The 18,768-nt window shown below is 57.4% G+C and carries 13 protein-coding genes; 10 read left to right on the top strand and 3 right to left on the bottom strand.

Annotated features, from left to right (window positions below; genetic code table 11):
• Window positions 1–8: 8 nt before the first annotated feature.
• A complete protein-coding gene (locus F0320_RS03175) occupies window positions 9–776 on the bottom strand; it encodes a DedA family protein (RefSeq protein ID WP_023310374.1) in 768 nt (255 codons plus the stop codon).
• 128 nt (window positions 777–904) lie between these two features.
• Window positions 905–1,750, bottom strand: coding sequence for an arabinose operon transcriptional regulator AraC (gene araC / locus F0320_RS03170; protein ID WP_023310373.1), 846 nt, complete (start codon window positions 1,748–1,750; stop codon window positions 905–907).
• Between the two features lie 337 nt (window positions 1,751–2,087).
• Between araC and araB the strand changes: the two genes are divergently transcribed.
• The 6 genes from araB (at window position 2,088) to rluA (ending at window position 12,192) form a co-directional block, all read left to right on the top strand.
• Window positions 2,088–3,797 (top strand): ribulokinase, encoded by a 1,710-nt coding sequence (gene araB, locus F0320_RS03165; RefSeq protein WP_126328860.1) that lies wholly within the window; start codon window positions 2,088–2,090, stop codon window positions 3,795–3,797.
• 10 nt (window positions 3,798–3,807) lie between these two features.
• On the top strand, window positions 3,808–5,310 hold the full coding sequence (gene araA / locus F0320_RS03160; protein ID WP_029740879.1) for an L-arabinose isomerase: 1,503 nt from the start codon (window positions 3,808–3,810) through the stop codon (window positions 5,308–5,310).
• A 47-nt stretch (window positions 5,311–5,357) separates the two neighbouring features.
• Complete coding sequence (gene araD / locus F0320_RS03155) at window positions 5,358–6,053, top strand: L-ribulose-5-phosphate 4-epimerase (RefSeq protein WP_039260840.1); 696 nt, start codon at window positions 5,358–5,360, stop codon at window positions 6,051–6,053.
• 74 nt (window positions 6,054–6,127) lie between these two features.
• Window positions 6,128–8,485 (top strand): DNA polymerase II, encoded by a 2,358-nt coding sequence (gene polB, locus F0320_RS03150; RefSeq protein WP_126328861.1) that lies wholly within the window; start codon window positions 6,128–6,130, stop codon window positions 8,483–8,485.
• A 128-nt stretch (window positions 8,486–8,613) separates the two neighbouring features.
• The gene (gene rapA / locus F0320_RS03145) at window positions 8,614–11,520 is read left to right on the top strand and encodes an RNA polymerase-associated protein RapA (protein WP_126328862.1); all 2,907 of its coding nucleotides are present in this window, start codon (window positions 8,614–8,616) and stop codon (window positions 11,518–11,520) included.
• Window positions 11,521–11,532: 12 nt separating this feature from the next.
• Entirely contained in the window at window positions 11,533–12,192 is a 660-nt protein-coding gene (gene rluA / locus F0320_RS03140) for a bifunctional tRNA pseudouridine(32) synthase/23S rRNA pseudouridine(746) synthase RluA (RefSeq protein WP_126328863.1), read from the top strand.
• Between the two features lie 29 nt (window positions 12,193–12,221).
• Here the strand turns inward: rluA and djlA are convergent, their stop codons facing one another.
• Window positions 12,222–13,037, bottom strand: a complete 816-nt coding sequence (djlA, locus tag F0320_RS03135) for a co-chaperone DjlA (protein WP_023310366.1) — start codon at window positions 13,035–13,037, stop codon at window positions 12,222–12,224.
• A 239-nt stretch (window positions 13,038–13,276) separates the two neighbouring features.
• Between djlA and lptD the strand changes: the two genes are divergently transcribed.
• From lptD to rsmA, 4 genes are read left to right on the top strand one after another with little or no spacing between them, the layout of a single operon-like run.
• Complete coding sequence (gene lptD / locus F0320_RS03130) at window positions 13,277–15,622, top strand: LPS assembly protein LptD (RefSeq protein ID WP_126328864.1); 2,346 nt, start codon at window positions 13,277–13,279, stop codon at window positions 15,620–15,622.
• 53 nt (window positions 15,623–15,675) lie between these two features.
• On the top strand, window positions 15,676–16,962 hold the full coding sequence (surA, locus tag F0320_RS03125) for a peptidylprolyl isomerase SurA (RefSeq protein ID WP_126328865.1): 1,287 nt from the start codon (window positions 15,676–15,678) through the stop codon (window positions 16,960–16,962).
• Window positions 16,962–17,948 carry a 4-hydroxythreonine-4-phosphate dehydrogenase PdxA gene (pdxA, locus tag F0320_RS03120; RefSeq protein ID WP_029740873.1) on the top strand — a complete coding sequence of 329 codons (987 nt, stop codon included), beginning with the start codon at window positions 16,962–16,964 and terminating at the stop codon, window positions 17,946–17,948. The genes surA and pdxA overlap by 1 nt, the downstream gene beginning before the upstream one ends.
• Window positions 17,945–18,766, top strand: a complete 822-nt coding sequence (gene rsmA / locus F0320_RS03115; protein WP_023310362.1) for a 16S rRNA (adenine(1518)-N(6)/adenine(1519)-N(6))-dimethyltransferase RsmA — start codon at window positions 17,945–17,947, stop codon at window positions 18,764–18,766. Before pdxA ends, rsmA begins: the two co-directional genes overlap by 4 nt.
• Window positions 18,767–18,768 lie beyond the last annotated feature (2 nt).

The following is an 18,768-nucleotide window of genomic DNA, read 5'->3' as shown; positions in this document are numbered from 1 at the left end:
CAAACACGTTAACGGCTCACCACTTTCAATAAAATCTCACCGTACACCGGCATCAGCGGATGACGAATCAGCGCGACAAGGGCTACCACTGCCACGCCCAGCGTCAGCGGCGCCAGCCAGAGCAGACGAGTACGCGGAAGGTAGCGCGTCAGGCGATCGACACTGGCTTTCGCGCTGCGCCACAGCCGCCAGCAGAGCCATGCCGCCAGCCACAGCAGCACGGCCGTTCCCAGCAGCAGCCATTTAAACTCGCCGCTTTGCATCCCGTCAGGAATATCGATGGCTGCGCCCGCGAGGATCCCCGGCAGGAAGTAGAACGGAGGCCAGAAAACGCAGCCGATAATGTTCGGCACCACGAATTTCGCGACGGGCAGATCCAGCATCCCCGCCACCATCGGCACCAGCGGACGCGTTGGCCCGACAAAGCGGCCGACGAGGATGGTAAACATGCTGTGCTGATGCAGCGCATGCTCGGTCTTATCCAGCAAGGCTTTGTTCTTTTTCATGAACGACCAGCGGTGCAGCGGCTTCTTAAAGCGCCAGCCCAGCCAGAAGGAGATCCAGTCGCCGAGCAGGCAGCCGATAATCCCGGCCAGCCACGCCTGCCAGAAATTAACCTCGCCGCTGCCAATCAGCGCCCCAAGCCCGGCCATCATCACGGTGCCGGGTAGGATCAGCCCAACCAGCGCCAACGATTCCAGAAACGCCACCAGCGCCACGGCGATGAGCGAGTACATAACGGACTGGGTAATAAAGTGTTCCAGCAATGCCTGCATAACTATTCCGGTCAGAAAACGAATCAGCGATTCTGCTTAGCGCCCCGCACCGCGTCAAGGCAACAATTGTCTGAATAGTTTACAGGTTGCTTTCTGCATTCACCTGTTTGTTTATCTTTTTTTACCGTTTATTCACATCCCGCGCGGAATTCGCTCGGGCTGGCCCCGGTACATTTTTTAAATACCCGGGAGAAATAGAGCTGATCCTCAAAGCCCACGTTGCGCCCGACGGTGGCAATCGGCATCCGGGTGGTACTGAGCAGCAGCTTTGCCTGGCTGATGCGCTGATCCTCGCGCCAGCTCAATACGCTGACGCCAAGCTGCTGGCGGAACAGATGCGACAGCCGCGACGGCGACAGGCAGACGTGCTGAGCAACGCTGGCGATATCAAACTGGCTATCGGCCAGGTGGTCGCTGATGTACTGGCAGGCGTCGCGCACGCGGTTATCCAGCGGGGGGTTAAGCGATTCGTTAATCGCCTCCATCCGTCGCAGCAGCAGCTGTTCAAGCAGGTTAATCGCCAGCAGTTCGGCGTAGCGCCCACCGGCCTGTCCCGCCTCGATAATCTGCGCAAAAAGCTCGCGAAACTGCGCCAGATGAACCTCATCCGGGCGATAAAAACCGGTGTGCGCAAAAATAGCTGGCCAGGAAAGCCACTCCTGCCAGTAGGCGCGCGGACGGAAATAGACCCACTGGTGATACCACTCTTTGGCATCCGGATGACGGCCATAGTGGTGGATCTCCCCCGGCGGGAACAGCAGGATATCGCCGGGGCGGCAGACAAACTGCTGGTCACCGTTCTTGATGATCCCTTCCCCTCGCACGGTCAGATTGAGGATATACCCTTTCATGCCGAGCGGTCGGTCGACGTAAAAGTCGAGGTATCCCTCAGCCTCGATAGGGGTCAGTCCCGCCACAAGGTGCGCGTTAAACGAGTATCCCGGCAGCAGGGGATCGTTTTGCGTTTCGGCCATAGATTCAGTTCTCCCAAGGGTCCTGAAGGAAACCAATTGTCCATATCACTAAAAGCAGCTTTAAAATGGCCCGCGAAAAGATCCAAAAAGCATCACGCCGCTTTTACGTCCGCCATGTTTCAGCCTTTCCCCCTGATTTGTCCGCCAGAGCAGGCGGATAACCAGTAACAAAAGTGTCTATAAGTGCGGCAGAAATGTCCACATTGAATATTTGCACGGCGTCACACTTTCCGTTGTAACAGCAATTTAGTCCATAAGATTAGCGGATCCTGCCTGACGACTTTTTTCCCCAGTCTCTAATGTTCTTCCATACCTGTTTTTTCGATGGAGCAACACCATGGCAATTGCGATTGGCCTCGATTTTGGCAGCGATTCGGTTCGCGCGCTGGCAGTGGACTGTACGTCCGGCCAGGAGATAGCAACCAGCGTTGAGTGGTACCCGCGCTGGCAAGAGGGGCGCTACTGTGATGCGCCGAACAACCAGTTCCGCCACCACCCGCGTGACTATATCGAGTCGATGGAAGCGGCGATCAAAACCGTCCTGGCTGAACTGACTGACGCCCAGCGGGCTGAGATTGTCGGGATTGGCGTCGACAGCACCGGCTCCACGCCTGCCCCTGTGGATGCCGAAGGCCGCGTGCTGGCGCTGCGCCCGGAGTTTGCCGACAACCCGAACGCCATGTTCGTGCTGTGGAAAGACCACACCGCCGTGGAAGAGGCCGAAGCCATTACGCGCCTGTGCCACCAGCCGGGCAAGACAGACTACTCCCGCTACATCGGCGGGATTTATTCCAGCGAATGGTTCTGGGCCAAGATCCTTCACGTCACACGTGCCGACGCAGCCGTTGCGCAGGCTGCGGCGTCATGGGTTGAGCTGTGCGACTGGGTGCCTGCCCTGCTCTCCGGCACCACCCGCCCGCAGGATATCCGCCGCGGCCGCTGCAGCGCCGGGCATAAATCCCTGTGGCACGAAAGCTGGGGCGGTCTGCCTCCGGCCGCGTTCTTCGATGAGCTCGACCCGATCCTCAACAAGAGCCTGACATACCCGCTGTTTACCGACACCTTTACCGCCGATATTCCCGTCGGCACCCTCTGCGAAGAGTGGGCGACGCGCCTCGGTCTGCCGCAGAACGTGGCGATCTCAGGCGGTGCCTTTGACTGCCATATGGGCGCCGTGGGCGCGGGCGCACAGCCAAACACGCTGGTCAAAGTCATCGGGACCTCAACCTGCGACATCCTGACGGCGGATAAAGCCACCGTCGGCGACCGCGCGGTGAAAGGCATCTGCGGCCAGGTTGACGGCAGCGTGGTGCCGGACTTCATCGGTCTTGAAGCGGGTCAGTCCGCGTTTGGCGATATCTACGCCTGGTTTGGTCGCGTGCTGGGCTGGCCGCTGGACCAGCTGGCGGCGGCACATCCTGAACTGAAAACCCAGATAGCCGACAGCAAAAAGCAGCTTCTGCCGCAGCTCACCGAAGCCTGGGCAAAAAATCCGTCTCTCGATCACCTCCCGGTGGTGCTGGACTGGTTTAATGGCCGCCGCACGCCGTTTGCCAACCAGCGCCTGAAAGGGGTGATCGCGGATCTCAACCTGGCTACCGACGCCCCTGCGCTGTTCGGCGGCCTGATTGCCGCAACGGCCTTCGGTGCCCGCGCCATTATGGAGTGCTTCACCGGGCAGGGTATCGACGTCAACAACGTGATGGCGCTGGGCGGTATCGCCCGTAAAAACCCGGTGATCATGCAGGCCTGCTGCGACGTGCTGAACCGTCCGCTGCAGATTGTGGCCTCCGATCAGTGCTGCGCGCTGGGCGCGGCGATTTTCGCCGCCGTGGCCGCGGGCGTTCATGCGGACATCCCGACCGCGCAGCAGCATATGGCGAGCGCCGTCGAAAACACGCTCCAGCCGCGCGCCCAGCAGGCACAACGCTTTGAACAGCTTTATCAGCGCTACCAGCAATGGGCAAAAAGCGCCGAACTTCACTATCTCCCTGTCGCCGCCCCGGCCAAAAGCACCGCGGACACTACGGCAACCCTGACCCATTAAGGACACAATGATGACCATTTTTAATAACTATGAAGTGTGGTTTGTGATTGGCAGCCAGCATCTGTACGGACCGGAAGCGCTGCAGCAGGTGACGAAACACGCGGAGCACGTTGTTAACGCGCTGAACGCAGAAGCTAAACTGCCGTGCAAACTGGTGCTGAAACCGCTGGGCACCACGCCGGACGAAATCACTCACATCTGCCGCGACGCCAACTACGACGATAAATGCGCCGGTCTGGTGGTGTGGCTGCACACCTTCTCTCCGGCCAAAATGTGGATCAACGGCCTGTCTATCCTCAACAAACCGCTGCTGCAGTTCCATACCCAGTTCAACGCCTCCCTGCCGTGGGACAGTATCGACATGGACTTTATGAACCTGAACCAGACCGCGCACGGCGGCCGCGAGTTCGGCTTCATCGGCGCGCGTATGCGTCAGCAGCACGCGGTGGTCACCGGCCACTGGCAGGATGGCAAGGCGCAACAGCGTATCGGCTCCTGGATGCGTCAGGCGGTATCCAAACAGGATACCCGCCATCTGAAAGTGGTGCGTTTCGGCGACAACATGCGTGAAGTGGCGGTCACCGATGGCGATAAAGTTGCCGCGCAGATCAAGTTCGGCTTCTCCGTGAATACCTGGGCCGTGGGCGACCTGGTGCAGGTGGTCAATGAAATCAGCGACGGCGACGTGAGCGCGCTGGTGGACGAGTACGAAAGCAGCTACCGCCTGACGCCTGCGGCACAAATCAACGGCGACAAGCGTCAGAACGTACTGGACGCAGCGCGCATCGAGCTGGGCATGAAGCGCTTCCTGGAACAGGGCGGCTTCCACGCTTTTACCACCACCTTTGAAGACCTCCACGGTCTGAAACAGCTGCCGGGTCTGGCGGTACAACGTCTGATGCAGCAGGGCTACGGCTTTGCGGGCGAAGGCGACTGGAAAACTGCCGCTCTGCTTCGCATCATGAAGGTGATGTCGACCGGTCTGCAGGGCGGCACCTCCTTTATGGAGGACTACACCTATCACTTCGAAAACGGCAACGACCTGGTGCTCGGCTCCCACATGCTGGAAGTGTGTCCGACAATCGCCGTCGAAGAGAAACCGATCCTCGACGTGCAGTATCTCGGCATCGGCGGTAAAGCCGATCCGGCGCGTCTGATCTTCAACACTCGTACTGGCCCGGCCATCAACGCCAGCCTGATCGACCTCGGCGATCGTTTCCGCCTGCTGGTGAACTGCGTCGATGCGGTTGAAACCCCACATTCTCTGCCGAAACTGCCGGTCGCCAACGCCCTGTGGAAAGCACAGCCTGACCTGCCAACCGCCTCTGAGGCTTGGATCCTGGCCGGCGGCGCGCACCACACGGTGTTCAGCCACGCGCTGGATCTGAGTGACATGCGTCAGTTCGCCGAGCTGCACGACATCGAGCTGACCGTGATTGATAACGATACCCGCCTGCCCGCCTTCAAAGACGCGCTGCGCTGGAACGAAGTCTATTACGGTTCAAAACGCTAAGTACGGAATGCCCGGTGACGCTACGCTCACCGGGCAGGGAGACAACAATGTTAGACGATCTCAAACGTCAGGTGCTCGAAGCCAACCTGGCGCTGCCGAAACATAATCTGGTCACCCTGACCTGGGGCAACGTCAGCGCCGTTGACCGCGAAAAAGGCGTGTTCGTGATTAAGCCTTCCGGCGTGGATTACACGGTGATGACCGCAGACGATATGGTCGTTGTCAGCCTCGAGACTGGCGAAGTGGTTGAAGGTAAGAAAAAACCGTCCTCCGATACGCCGACTCATCGCCTGCTGTACCGGTCATTCCCGACCATCGGCGGCATCGTGCATACCCATTCGCGCCACGCCACCATCTGGGCGCAGGCGGGCCAGTCCATCCCGGCGACCGGCACCACCCACGCGGACTACTTCTACGGTACCATTCCCTGCACGCGTCTGATGACCGACGCGGAGATTAACGGGGAGTACGAGTGGGAAACGGGGAACGTGATTGTCGAAACCTTCGAAAAGCAAGGGATCGACGCCGCGCAAATGCCCGGCGTGCTGGTGCACTCCCACGGCCCGTTTGCCTGGGGTAAAAACGCGGAAGACGCGGTACATAATGCGATCGTGCTCGAAGAAGTCGCCTATATGGGGATCTTCTGTCGCCAGCTGGCGCCGCAGCTGCCGGATATGCAGCAAACCCTGCTGGATAAGCATTACCTGCGCAAGCACGGCGCGAAGGCCTATTACGGGCAGTAAACTGTATATAAACCCAGCATTAAATTCTTAACCAGGCTATAATCAGGCCTGGTTTTGTTTTCTGGGATAACGGTGTGGCGCAGGCGCAAGAAGGCTTTTTACTGACCCGACACTGGCGGGATACCCCTCAGGGCACCGAGGTCGCGTTCTGGCTGGCGACGGACAACGGTCCGCTGCACGTTACGCTTCCCCCGCAGGAATCCGTGGCTTTTATTCCTGAAGCGCACGTCGAAAAAGTGAAACAGCTACTGCGCGGCGAAAACGGCTGGCGCATCACTCCGCTTGAGCTGAAAGATTTCCACCGTCAGCCGGTTTACGGCCTCTACTGTCGCGCCCATCGTCAGCTGATGCGCTATGAAAAGCTGCTCCGCGAGGCGGGCGTTACGCTCTACGAGGCGGATATTCGCCCACCGGAACGCTTTCTGATGGAGCGGTTTATTACCGCCCCCGTCTGGGTCGACGGCACCGATCATAGCGGCAGCCTCGTTAACGCGCGCCTGAAGCCGAATCCGCACTACCGCCCGCCGCTGAAGTGGGTCTCCCTGGATATCGAAACCACCCGCCACGGCGAACTGTACTGCATAGGTCTGGAAGGCTGCGGCGATCGGGTTGTCTATATGCTCGGGCCGCCGAATGGCGATGCGTCCACGCTGGATTTCCGGCTTGAGTACGTCAACAGCCGCCCGCAGCTGCTGGAGAAGCTTAACCAGTGGTTTGCAGACTATGATCCCGACGTTCTGATCGGCTGGAACGTGGTGCAGTTTGACCTGCGCGTGCTGCAAAAACACGCCGAGCGCTACCGCATCCCGCTGATGCTGGGGCGCGGAAACAGCGAGCTGGAATGGCGCGAACACGGTTTTAAGAACGGTGTCTTCTTCGCGCAGGCTAACGGTCGCCTGATCATCGACGGCATCGAGGCGCTTAAGTCCGCCTTCTGGAACTTCTCTTCATTCTCCCTCGAAGCGGTCGCACAGGAACTGCTTGGCGAAGGCAAATCCATCGACAACCCCTGGGACAGAATGGACGAGATCGACCGGCGCTTTAACGAAGACAAACCCGCGCTCGCCACCTATAACCTGAAAGACTGCGAGCTGGTCACGCAGATCTTCCACAAAACCGAGATTATGCCGTTCCTGCTGGAGCGCGCGACGGTAAACGGCCTGGCCGTCGACAGACACGGCGGCTCCGTAGCGGCCTTTAGCCACCTCTATTTTCCGCGGATGCACCGGGCAGGATACGTCGCCCCCAACCTCGGGGACGTGCCGCCGCAGGCAAGTCCCGGCGGGTATGTGATGGACTCCCGGCCAGGATTGTATGACTCCGTTCTGGTGCTGGACTACAAAAGCCTCTACCCGTCGATTATCCGAACCTTCCTGATCGATCCCGTCGGGCTGGTTGAGGGCATGGCCCAGCCGGATGATGTGCACAGCACGGAAGGTTTCCTCGGCGCACGCTTCTCGCGCGAAAAAAACTGTCTGCCTGAAATCGTGGGAAACATCTGGCACGGGCGCGACGAGGCCAAGCGCCACGGCAACAAGCCGCTATCACAGGCGCTGAAAATCATCATGAATGCCTTTTACGGCGTGCTGGGCACCAGCGCCTGCCGCTTCTTTGACCCGCGTCTGGCCTCCTCGATCACCATGCGTGGGCACGAGATTATGCGCCAGACCAAAGCGCTGATTGAGTCCCGGGGCTATGACGTCATCTACGGCGACACGGACTCCACATTTGTGTGGCTTAAGGGCCCGTACTCTGAAGACGATGCCGCACAAATCGGCAAATCGCTGGTCGCCTTCGTGAACGACTGGTGGCAGGAACATTTGCAGAAAGAGCGGTTAACCAGCGCGCTGGAGCTGGAATTTGAAACCCATTTCGCCCGTTTTTTAATGCCCACCATTCGCGGTACCGATCAGGGCAGCAAGAAGCGTTACGCGGGGCTGATTCAGGAAGGCGACGCGCAGCGGATGGTTTTTAAAGGGCTGGAAACGGTGCGTACCGACTGGACGCCGCTGGCGCAGCAGTTCCAGCAGACGCTCTATCTGCGCGTGTTTCGCAATGAGCCGTATCAGGACTACGTGCGCGAGACGATAGCCAGCCTGATGGCGGGCGAACTTGACGCGCAACTGGTATACCGCAAGCGCCTGCGCCGCCCGCTGGCGGAGTACCAGCGTAACGTTCCTCCGCACGTACGCGCCGCACGTCTCGCGGATGAAGAAAACGTCCGCCGTGGCCGCGCGCCGCAGTATCAAAACCGGGGAACCATCAAATACGTCTGGACCACTAGCGGCCCGGAACCCGTGGATTATCAGCATTCTCCTCTGGATTACGAACACTATCTGACGCGTCAGCTTCAGCCGGTTGCCGACGGAATTTTGCCCTTCATCGACGATGATTTTGCTACACTAGTGACAGGGCAACTTGGCCTATTTTGACGCGTGACGAAATGGCTGCCATCCAGTACCATAGCGCCCTTTCCATTCCCGGACCCATTTTTCGATGACCGTCTTTTTTGACGGTAGCCGAACTATTGCCTGCAATTAAAGATTAGAGCCGAACAACTATGCCTTTTACACTTGGTCAACGCTGGATCAGCGATACAGAAAGCGAACTTGGATTAGGAACCGTCGTAGCAATCGATACGCGTATGGTTACCCTCCTCTTCCCTGCCACCGGTGAAAACCGTCTGTACGCTCGCAATGACTCCCCTGTAACCCGCGTGATGTTTAATCCGGGTGACACCGTGACCAGCCATGACGGCTGGCAGCTCAAGATTGAAGACGTAAAAGAAGAGAATGGACTGCTCGCCTACATTGGTACTCGTCTTGATACGGATGAAGCCAATGTCGTCCTGCGTGAAGTGCTGCTCGACAGCAAGCTGGTGTTCAGTAAGCCGCAGGACCGCCTGTTTGCCGGGCAAATCGACCGTATGGATCGCTTCTCCCTGCGCTATCGCGCGCGTAAGTTCCAGAGTGAACAGTACCGCATGCCGTGGAGCGGCCTGCGCGGCCAGCGCACCAGCCTGATCCCCCACCAGCTGAACATCGCCCACGACGTGGGCCGTCGTCACGCGCCGCGCGTGCTGCTGGCAGATGAAGTGGGCCTGGGTAAAACCATCGAAGCGGGCATGATCCTGCATCAACAGCTGCTTTCCGGCGCTGCCGAACGCGTGCTGATTGTGGTGCCAGAAACCCTGCAACACCAGTGGCTGGTTGAAATGCTGCGCCGCTTTAACCTGCGCTTCTCTCTGTTCGACGATGAACGCTATGCCGAAGCGCAGCACGATGCCGACAACCCGTTTGAAACCGAACAGCTGGTCATTTGCTCCCTGGACTTCGTGCGCCGCAGCAAGCAGCGTCTTGAGCACCTGTGCGATGCCGAGTGGGACATTATGGTTGTTGACGAAGCGCACCACCTGGTCTGGAGCGAAGACGCGCCGAGCCGCGAATACATGGCTATCGAGCAGCTTGCCGAGCGCGTGCCTGGCGTCCTGCTGCTGACCGCAACGCCGGAGCAGCTGGGTCTGGAAAGCCACTTCGCCCGTCTGCGCCTGCTCGATCCAAACCGTTTCCACGACTTTGCGCAGTTCGTGGAAGAGCAAAGTAACTACCGCCCGGTCGCCGATGCCGTCGCCATGCTGCTGGCGGGCAAGCGTCTTTCTGATGACGAACTTAACACCCTGAGCGATCTTATTGGCGAGCAGGATATCGAGCCGCTTTTGCAGGCCGCGAACAGCGACAGCGACAACGCGGAATCCGCCCGTAAAGAGCTGATCGACATGCTGATGGATCGCCACGGCACCAGCCGCGTGCTGTTCCGTAACACCCGTAACGGCGTAAAAGGCTTCCCGAAACGCGAGCTGCATACGATTAAACTGCCGCTGCCGACGCAGTATCAGACGGCGATTAAAGTCTCCGGCATTATGGGTGCGCGCAAAACCCAGGAAGAGCGCGCCCGCGACATGCTTTATCCGGAACAAATCTACCAGGAATTTGAAGGCGATACCGGCACCTGGTGGAACTTCGACCCGCGCGTGGAGTGGCTGATGGGCTACCTGACCGCTCACCGCTCCCAGAAAGTGCTGGTGATCTGCGCTAAAGCGGCCACCGCGCTGCAGCTGGAGCAGGTTCTGCGCGAGCGTGAAGGCATTCGCGCCGCCGTGTTCCACGAAGGCATGTCCATCGTCGAACGCGACCGCGCCGCGGCGTGGTTCGGGGAAGAGGACAGCGGCGCACAGGTTCTGCTGTGCTCGGAAATCGGCTCTGAAGGCCGTAACTTCCAGTTCGCCAGCAACCTGGTGATGTTCGATCTGCCGTTCAACCCGGATCTGCTGGAGCAGCGTATCGGCCGTCTGGATCGTATCGGTCAGGCGCATGATATTCAGATCCACGTGCCGTATCTGGAAAAAACCGCGCAGTCCGTGCTGGTACGCTGGTTCCACGAAGGTCTGGACGCGTTTGAGCACACCTGTCCGACGGGCCGCACCATTTATGACCAGGTGCATGGCGATCTGATCGGTTACCTGGCCGCGCCGGAAAACACGGAAGGGTTTGATGAGCTGATCAAGTCCTGCCGTGAGAAGCACGACGCGCTGAAAGCGCAGCTGGAGCAGGGTCGCGATCGCCTGCTGGAGATCCATTCCAATGGCGGTGAAAAAGCGCAGGCGCTGGCTGAGAGCATTGAAGAGCAGGATGATGACACCAGTCTCATCAGCTTCTCCATGAACCTGTTCGATATCGTCGGCATCAACCAGGACGACCGCGGCGAGAACCTGATTGTCCTGACCCCGTCCGATCACATGCTGGTGCCAGATTTCCCCGGCCTGCCGGAAGATGGCTGCACCATCACCTTTGAGCGCGATGTGGCGCTGTCCCGCGAAGACGCCCAGTTCATCACCTGGGAACACCCGCTGATCCGTAACGGCCTGGACCTGATCCTCTCCGGCGATACCGGCAGCAGCACCATCTCCCTGCTGAAAAACAAGGCGCTGCCGGTGGGCACCCTGCTGGTGGAGCTGATCTACGTTGTGGAAGCGCAGGCGCCGAAACAGCTGCAGCTCACCCGCTTCCTGCCGCCAACGCCCGTCCGCCTGCTGCTGGACAAAAACGGCACTAACCTGGCGGGACAGGTTGAATTCGAGAGTTTCAACCGACAGCTGAGCGCGGTAAACCGCCATACGGGCAGCAAGCTGGTGAACGCGGTACAGCAGGATGTGCACGCTATTCTGCAGCTGGGCGAAACCCAGATTGAAAAAGCGGCCAGAGCGCTGATTGACGCCGCGCGCAGCGAAGCAGACGACAAACTGTCTGCGGAGCTATCCCGTCTGGAAGCGTTAAAAGCCGTCAACCCGAACATCCGTGACGACGAGCTGGCGGCGATTGAAAGCAACCGTCAGCAGGTGCTGGAAAGCCTGAATCAGGCTGGCTGGCGTCTGGATGCCCTGCGTCTTATCGTTGTGACGCATCAGTAAACGGAGCGCAAGATGGTGATGGAGCCTTACAATCCGCCGCAGGATCCCTGGCTGGTCATTCTGTATCAGGATGAACACATTATGGTAGTCAACAAGCCCAGCGGCCTGTTGTCCGTGCCGGGGCGTCTGGACGAGCACAAAGACAGCGTGATGACGCGCATTCAGCGCGATTATCCGCAGGCGGAGTCAGTCCATCGCCTGGATATGGCCACCAGCGGCGTGATTGTGGTAGCGCTGAACAAAGCGGCGGAACGCGAGTTAAAGCGCCAGTTCCGCGAGCGCGAGCCGAAAAAGCAGTATGTCGCCCGCGTCTGGGGTCACCCCGCGCAGGCGGAAGGGTTGGTGGATTTACCGCTGATCTGCGACTGGCCGAACCGGCCTAAGCAGAAGGTGTGTTACGAAACCGGCAAGGCCGCGCAGACCGAGTACGAAGTGCTGGAGTACGCGCCGGATAATACCGCACGCGTCCTGCTTAAGCCGATTACCGGACGTTCGCACCAGCTGCGCGTGCATATGCTCGCCCTGGGTCATCCCATTCTGGGCGACCGCTTTTACGCGCCGCCTGAAGCGCTGGCCCTGGCGCCACGTCTGCAGCTGCACGCTCAGACGCTCACCATCACCCATCCTGCCTTCAGTAACGCGATGACGTTTAAAGCCCCGGTGGACTTCTAAAAAAAAGCCCGACATCGTCGGGCTTTTTTTTATTTGAAACCTTTCTTCTCTTTAATGAGCTCGTACGCCTTCTGGATTTCCTGCGCTTTTTGCTTCGCCATCTCCATCATTTCTGGCGGTAAGCCTTTCGCAACCAGTTTGTCCGGATGGTGTTCGCTCATGAGCTTACGATAGGCACGTTTAATCGTGGTCTGATCGTCAGAGGGCTTAACGCCAAGCACGTTGCAGGCGTCCTCCAGCGTCGGACCACGCTGCGCCTGCTGCCAGGCACCGCCGGACGACTGCTGGTGATAGCCGCCGCCAAACTGCGCCCCGCCCTGCATCATGCGCAGGAACTGGTCGAATTGCATACGGGAGATGCCCAGTTCTTCCGCAATGACGTACAGCACGTCACGTTCATTAGGGTGAAGCGAGCCGTCGGCGAAGGCCGCCTGGATTTGAATTTCCAGAAACATCCGAATTAAATCAAAACGTCCAAAGCAGATGCTGCGGAACTGACGCATTTTTTCGCGAAGCGGATAATTATCCGACTTGCCGATGCGAAACGCATTTTGCGCTGCCAGACGGGAGTCGCCGTGCAGGTTCATGCGATCCATAAAAACACTGGCAATCTGAATATCGGCTTCTGTGACACGCCCTTTGGATTTGGTTAAGTGCCCCATGACCTCAAAGGTGGTGGAGAAAAAGAGTGACTGACGCTCGCGCTGGTTGGCAAACCAGGCCATTTTGCGGCTGCGCGCCTTATCAAACATATGGCCGATAATAAGCCCAAGCACAATCCCCCAGAACCCGGCACCCATGATGATGGCGAACGCAACGCCGATTATTTTACCCCAATACTGCATATACTCCCCGGATAGTCATATTCCTGGCCGACGCAACGTCATCATCACTGTGTTCAAGTCACGGTCAATTGAAGGACATCGCCTATAATTTGCTTTATCATACTCGTCATTCGATAGCGAGCCTAACACTCTGGCACGCAAACGGGCAGGATTAACGCTGGTACTGCGCAGATGAGTAAGATAGTCTCTGAGCGTTTGTAAGCCGTAGCCACTGATGACGGAACAATAAAATACAACGTATGAAAAAACGTATCCCCACCCTCCTGGCCACAATGATTGGCTCCGCCCTGTACAGTCAACAGGGGCTGGCAGCCGATCTCGCCTCGCAGTGTATGCTTGGCGTTCCAAGTTATAATCGCCCACTGGTGAGTGGCGATACAAATAGCTTGCCGGTAACCATTACTGCCGACAGTTCGAAAGGGACTTACCCTGACAATGCCACGTTTACGGGCAATGTCGATATTAACCAGGGCAATAGCCGCCTGCAGGCAGACGAAGTGCAGTTGCACCAGAAGCAGCCGGAAGGTGCGGCCGAGCCGGTACGAACGGTGGATGCGCTGGGTAATGTGCACTATGACGACAATCAGGTCATCCTGAAAGGTCCGAAAGCCTGGTCAAACCTGAATACTAAAGATACTAACGTCTGGAAAGGTGATTACCAGATGGTGGGTCGCCAGGGGCGCGGTGACGCAGACCTCATGAAACAGCGCGGTGAAAACCGCTATACGATCCTGGAAAACGGTACGTTCACGTCATGTCTGCCGGGTTCCAATACCTGGAGCGTGGTCGGGAGCGAGGTTATCCATGACCGCGAAGAACAGGTCGCAGAGATCTGGAACGCCCGCTTTAAGCTGGGCCCTGTTCCCATATTCTACAGCCCTTATCTGCAGCTTCCCGTCGGTGACAAACGTCGCTCCGGTTTCCTGATCCCGAATGCCAAATACAGTACGTCGAACTACTTTGAGTTCGAACTGCCGTATTACTGGAACATCGCGCCAAACATGGATGCGACGATCACGCCGCACTATATCCACAAGCGCGGCAACATTATGTGGGAGAACGAGTTCCGCTATCTGACCCACGCCGGTGCGGGTCTGATGGAGCTGGATTATCTGCCGTCGGATAAAGTCTTCCAGGACGAGCATCCAACCGAAGGCGATAAGCACCGCTGGATGTATTTCTGGCAGCATTCCGGGGTGATGGACAAGGTCTGGCGTTTCAACGTCAACTACACCAAAGTCAGTGACCCGAACTACTTCAATGATTTCTCATCCAAATACGGTTCGAGTACCGACGGTTATGCCACGCAGATCTTCAGCGTGGGTTACGCGGTTCAGAACTTCGATGCGACGGTAACCAACAAACAGTTCCAGGTATTCTCCAACCAAACGGCAAGTACCTATGGCGCCGAGCCTCAGCTGGACGTTAACTGGTACCAGAATGACGTGGGTCCGTTCGACACCCGTATTTATGGTCAGGCGGTGCATTTTGTAAACACCAATTCCAATATGCCGGAAGCCACCCGAGTTCACCTGGAGCCCGTCATTAACTTGCCATGGTCGAATGACTGGGCAAGCCTGAACACGGAAGCCAAGCTGATGGCGACACACTATCAGCAAAAAAATATTGATGATTACAATACCAGCAACAACGCCCATCTTGAGGAATCCGTAAACCGTACGCTTCCGCAGTTCAAGATGGACGGAAAGCTGATCTTCGAACGCAATATGGCACTTCTGGCGGATGGCTATACCCAGACGCTGGAGCCACGTATGCAGTATCTGTACGTGCCTTATCGCGACCAGAGCAACATCAATAACTACGACTCCTCTTTACTGCAGTCTGACTACAGCGGCCTATTCCGCGACCGTACCTACGGTGGTCTTGACCGCATCGCGTCAGCGAACCAGTTAACGACCGGGGTCACATCGCGCGTTTATGATGACGCTGCCGTTGAACGTTTTAACGTTTCTGTTGGTCAAATCTACTATTTCACCGAGTCTCGCACGGGCGATGACAATATTAAGTGGGAGAAAGATAACAAGACAGGTTCGCTGATTTGGGCTGGTGATACCTACTGGCGTATGACCGATCGTTGGGGTCTTCGCGGTGGCGTGCAATATGACACCCGTCTGGACAATATCGCCAACAGTACGGCGGCGATTGAGTATCGCCGGGATGAAGATCGTATGCTGCAGTTGACCTATCGTTATGCCAGCCCGGAATATATTCAGGCGACGCTACCGAACTATGGTACTGCCGAGCAGTATAAAGATGGTATTTCGCAGGTGGGTGGCGCAGCGAGCTGGCCAATCGCCGACCGCTGGTCAATCGTAGGCGCGTACTACTTTGACACCAACGCCAATAAAGCTGCTGACCAGATGGTAGGTCTGCAATATAACTCCTGCTGTTACGCGCTGCGTCTCGGTTACGAACGTAAGCTTAACGGCTGGGAAAACAATCAGAGCAAATACGATAACGTGATTGGCTTTAACTTCGAGTTACGCGGCCTGAGTTCCAACTACGGTCTGGGTACGCAGAAAATGCTGCGCTCGAATATTCTGCCGTACAGTAGCGCCTTGTAATGTGCTTGATTTGCAACGTAATCCGCTTTGCGGTTAATTGAAATGGAAAAAGTATGAAGAACTGGAAAACGCTGCTGCTCGGTGTCGCTATGGTTGCGAATACCAGCTTCGCCGCCCCCCAGGTTGTTGATAAAGTCGCTGCTGTGGTTAACAACGGCGTCGTGCTTGAAAGTGACGTTGACGGTCTGATGAAATCGGTGAAGCTCAATTCGGGTGAAGCCGGTCAACAGCTTCCGGATGACGCCACGCTGCGCCACCAGATCCTGGAGCGTCTGATCATGGATCAGATCGTTCTGCAGATGGGGCAGAAAATGGGTGTGAAGATCACTGACGAGCAGCTCGATCAGGCGATCGCTAACATTGCGAAGCAGAACAATATGTCTTTAGACCAGATGCGCAGCCGCCTGGCCTATGACGGCATTAGCTACGCCACCTACCGTAACCAGATCCGTAAAGAGATGCTGATTTCGGAAGTGCGTAACAATGAAGTGCGTCGCCGCGTCACGATCCTGCCTCAGGAAGTGGACGCGCTGGCAAAACAGGTGGGCAACCAGAACGATGCGAGCACAGAGCTGAACCTGAGCCACATTCTGATCCCACTGCCAGAGAACCCAACGTCCGATCAGGCTGCGGAAGCCGAAAGCCAGGCGCGTTCGATTGTTGAACAGGCGCGTAACGGCGGCGACTTTGGCAAGCTGGCAATCACCTACTCCGCTGACCAACAGGCGCTGAAAGGCGGCCAGATGGGCTGGGGACGCATTCAGGAGCTGCCATCTATCTTTGCCCAGGCGCTAAGCACGGCGAAGAAAGGGGATATCGTCGGTCCTATCCGTTCAGGCGTGGGCTTCCACATTCTGAAGGTGAACGATCTGCGCGGCCAGAGCCAAAATATCTCCGTCACCGAAGTTCACGCTCGCCACATTCTTCTGAAACCGTCACCGATCATGACTGACGATCAGGCGCGGGCGAAGCTGGAACAGATCGCAGCAGACATTAAGAGCGGCAAAACCACATTTGCGAAGGCAGCAAAAGAGTTCTCTCAGGATCCAGGCTCTGCTAACCAGGGCGGCGATCTGGGCTGGGCGGCTGCGGATATCTACGATCCTGCCTTCCGTGACGCGTTGATGAAGCTGAACAAAGGCCAGATCAGCGCGCCGGTCCACTCTTCGTTTGGCTGGCATCTGATCGAGCTGATGGACACCCGTAACGTTGATAAAACGGATGCGGCACAGAAAGACAGAGCCTACCGTATGCTGTTTAACCGTAAGTTCTCTGAAGAAGCAGCAACCTGGATGCAGGAACAACGCGCCAGCGCTTACGTGAAAGTTCTGAGCAACTAATGAAACAGCATCGTGTTGTTATCACGCCCGGCGAACCCGCCGGGATTGGGCCTGACCTCGTTGTCCAGCTCGCCCAGCGCAGCTGGCCGGTAGAACTGGTTGTCTGCGCCGATGCAACACTGTTACAAGACCGGGCAACGCTGCTCGGTCTGCCTTTAACGCTCATCCCTTACGTTGAAGGCCAACAGCCTGCACCGCAGCAAGCCGGTACGCTCACCCTTCTTTCTGTTCCCCTTCGTACGCCGGTTATTCCGGGCCAGCTCAGCACGGAAAACGGCCACTATGTCGTTGAAACCCTGGCGCGCGCCTGCGACGGTTGCCTGAAGGGCGAATTTGCCGCCCTGATCACCGGCCCCGTCCACAAAGGCGTCATCAACGAAGCGGGTATACCCTTTACCGGGCATACGGAGTTCTTCGAAGAGCGCTCGCACAGCCCGAAAGTAGTGATGATGCTGGCGACGGAGGAAATGCGCGTTGCGCTGGTGACTACCCATCTGCCGATCAAAGCCATTCCTGATGCGATTACCCCGGAACTCCTGCGCGAGATCATCGGGATTTTGCATCACGATCTGCAGACAAAGTTTGGGATCCCGCAGCCGCACGTGCTGGTCTGCGGCCTGAATCCGCACGCCGGTGAAGGCGGGCACATGGGCACCGAAGAGATCGACACCATCATTCCGGTACTCAACGAAATGCGGGCGAAGGGGATGAACCTCAGCGGGCCGCTGCCTGCAGATACCCTTTTCCAGCCGAAATACCTGGATAATGCCGACGCCGTGCTCGCGATGTACCACGATCAGGGCCTGCCCGTGCTAAAATACCAGGGCTTTGGCCGCGGGGTGAATATCACCCTCGGTTTACCCTTTATTCGAACGTCCGTTGACCACGGTACTGCGCTGGATCTGGCAGGCCAGGGGAAAGCGGATGTCGGCAGTTTTATTACGGCGCTTAATCTCGCCATCAAAATGATTGTTAATACTCAATGACTAATCGAGTCCATCAGGGCCACTTAGCCCGTAAACGTTTCGGGCAAAACTTCCTTAACGATCAGTTCGTGATCGAAAGCATTGTCTCGGCTATTAATCCGCAAAAAGGTCAGGCGATGGTCGAAATCGGCCCGGGCCTTGCCGCGCTGACCGAGCCGGTAGGCGAACGCCTCGACGAGCTGACCGTCATCGAACTGGACCGCGATCTGGCCGCACGCCTGCAAACGCACCCGTTCCTCGGGCCGAAGCTGACCATCTATCAGCAGGACGCCATGACAATGAACTTTGGCGAACTGTCGGAAAAAATGGGCCAGCCGCTGCGCGTCTTTGGCAACCTGCCGTACAACATCTCCACGCCGCTCATGTTCCACCTCTTTAGCTATACTGATGCCATTGCCGACATGCACTTCATGTTGCAAAAAGAGGTTGTTAACCGTCTGGTTGCAGGCCCGAACAGTAAAGCGTATGGTCGTTTAAGCGTGATGGCACAGTATTACTGCAACGTGATCCCGGTACTCGAAGTACCGCCGTCAGCGTTCACACCACCACCGAAAGTGGATTCAGCGGTTGTGCGCCTTGTGCCGCACAAGACGAAACCGTATCCGGTTAAAGATCTGCGCGTGCTGAGCCGCATTACCACAGAAGCCTTTAACCAGCGCCGTAAAACGATCCGTAACAGCCTGAGCAATTCGTTTACCGTTGAGGTGTTAGCCGAGCTGGGGATCGACCCGGCAATGCGTGCGGAGAACATTTCCGTAGAGCAGTACTGCAAGCTGGCTAATTACATCAGCGATAATGCGCCGCCGAAGGAGAGTTAAGC

This window comes from Enterobacter dykesii, assembly GCF_008364625.2.
GTDB lineage: Bacteria > Pseudomonadota > Gammaproteobacteria > Enterobacterales > Enterobacteriaceae > Enterobacter > Enterobacter dykesii.
Note: the sequence above shows the minus strand (reverse complement) of the source record. Positions and strands in the feature narration are given on the sequence as shown.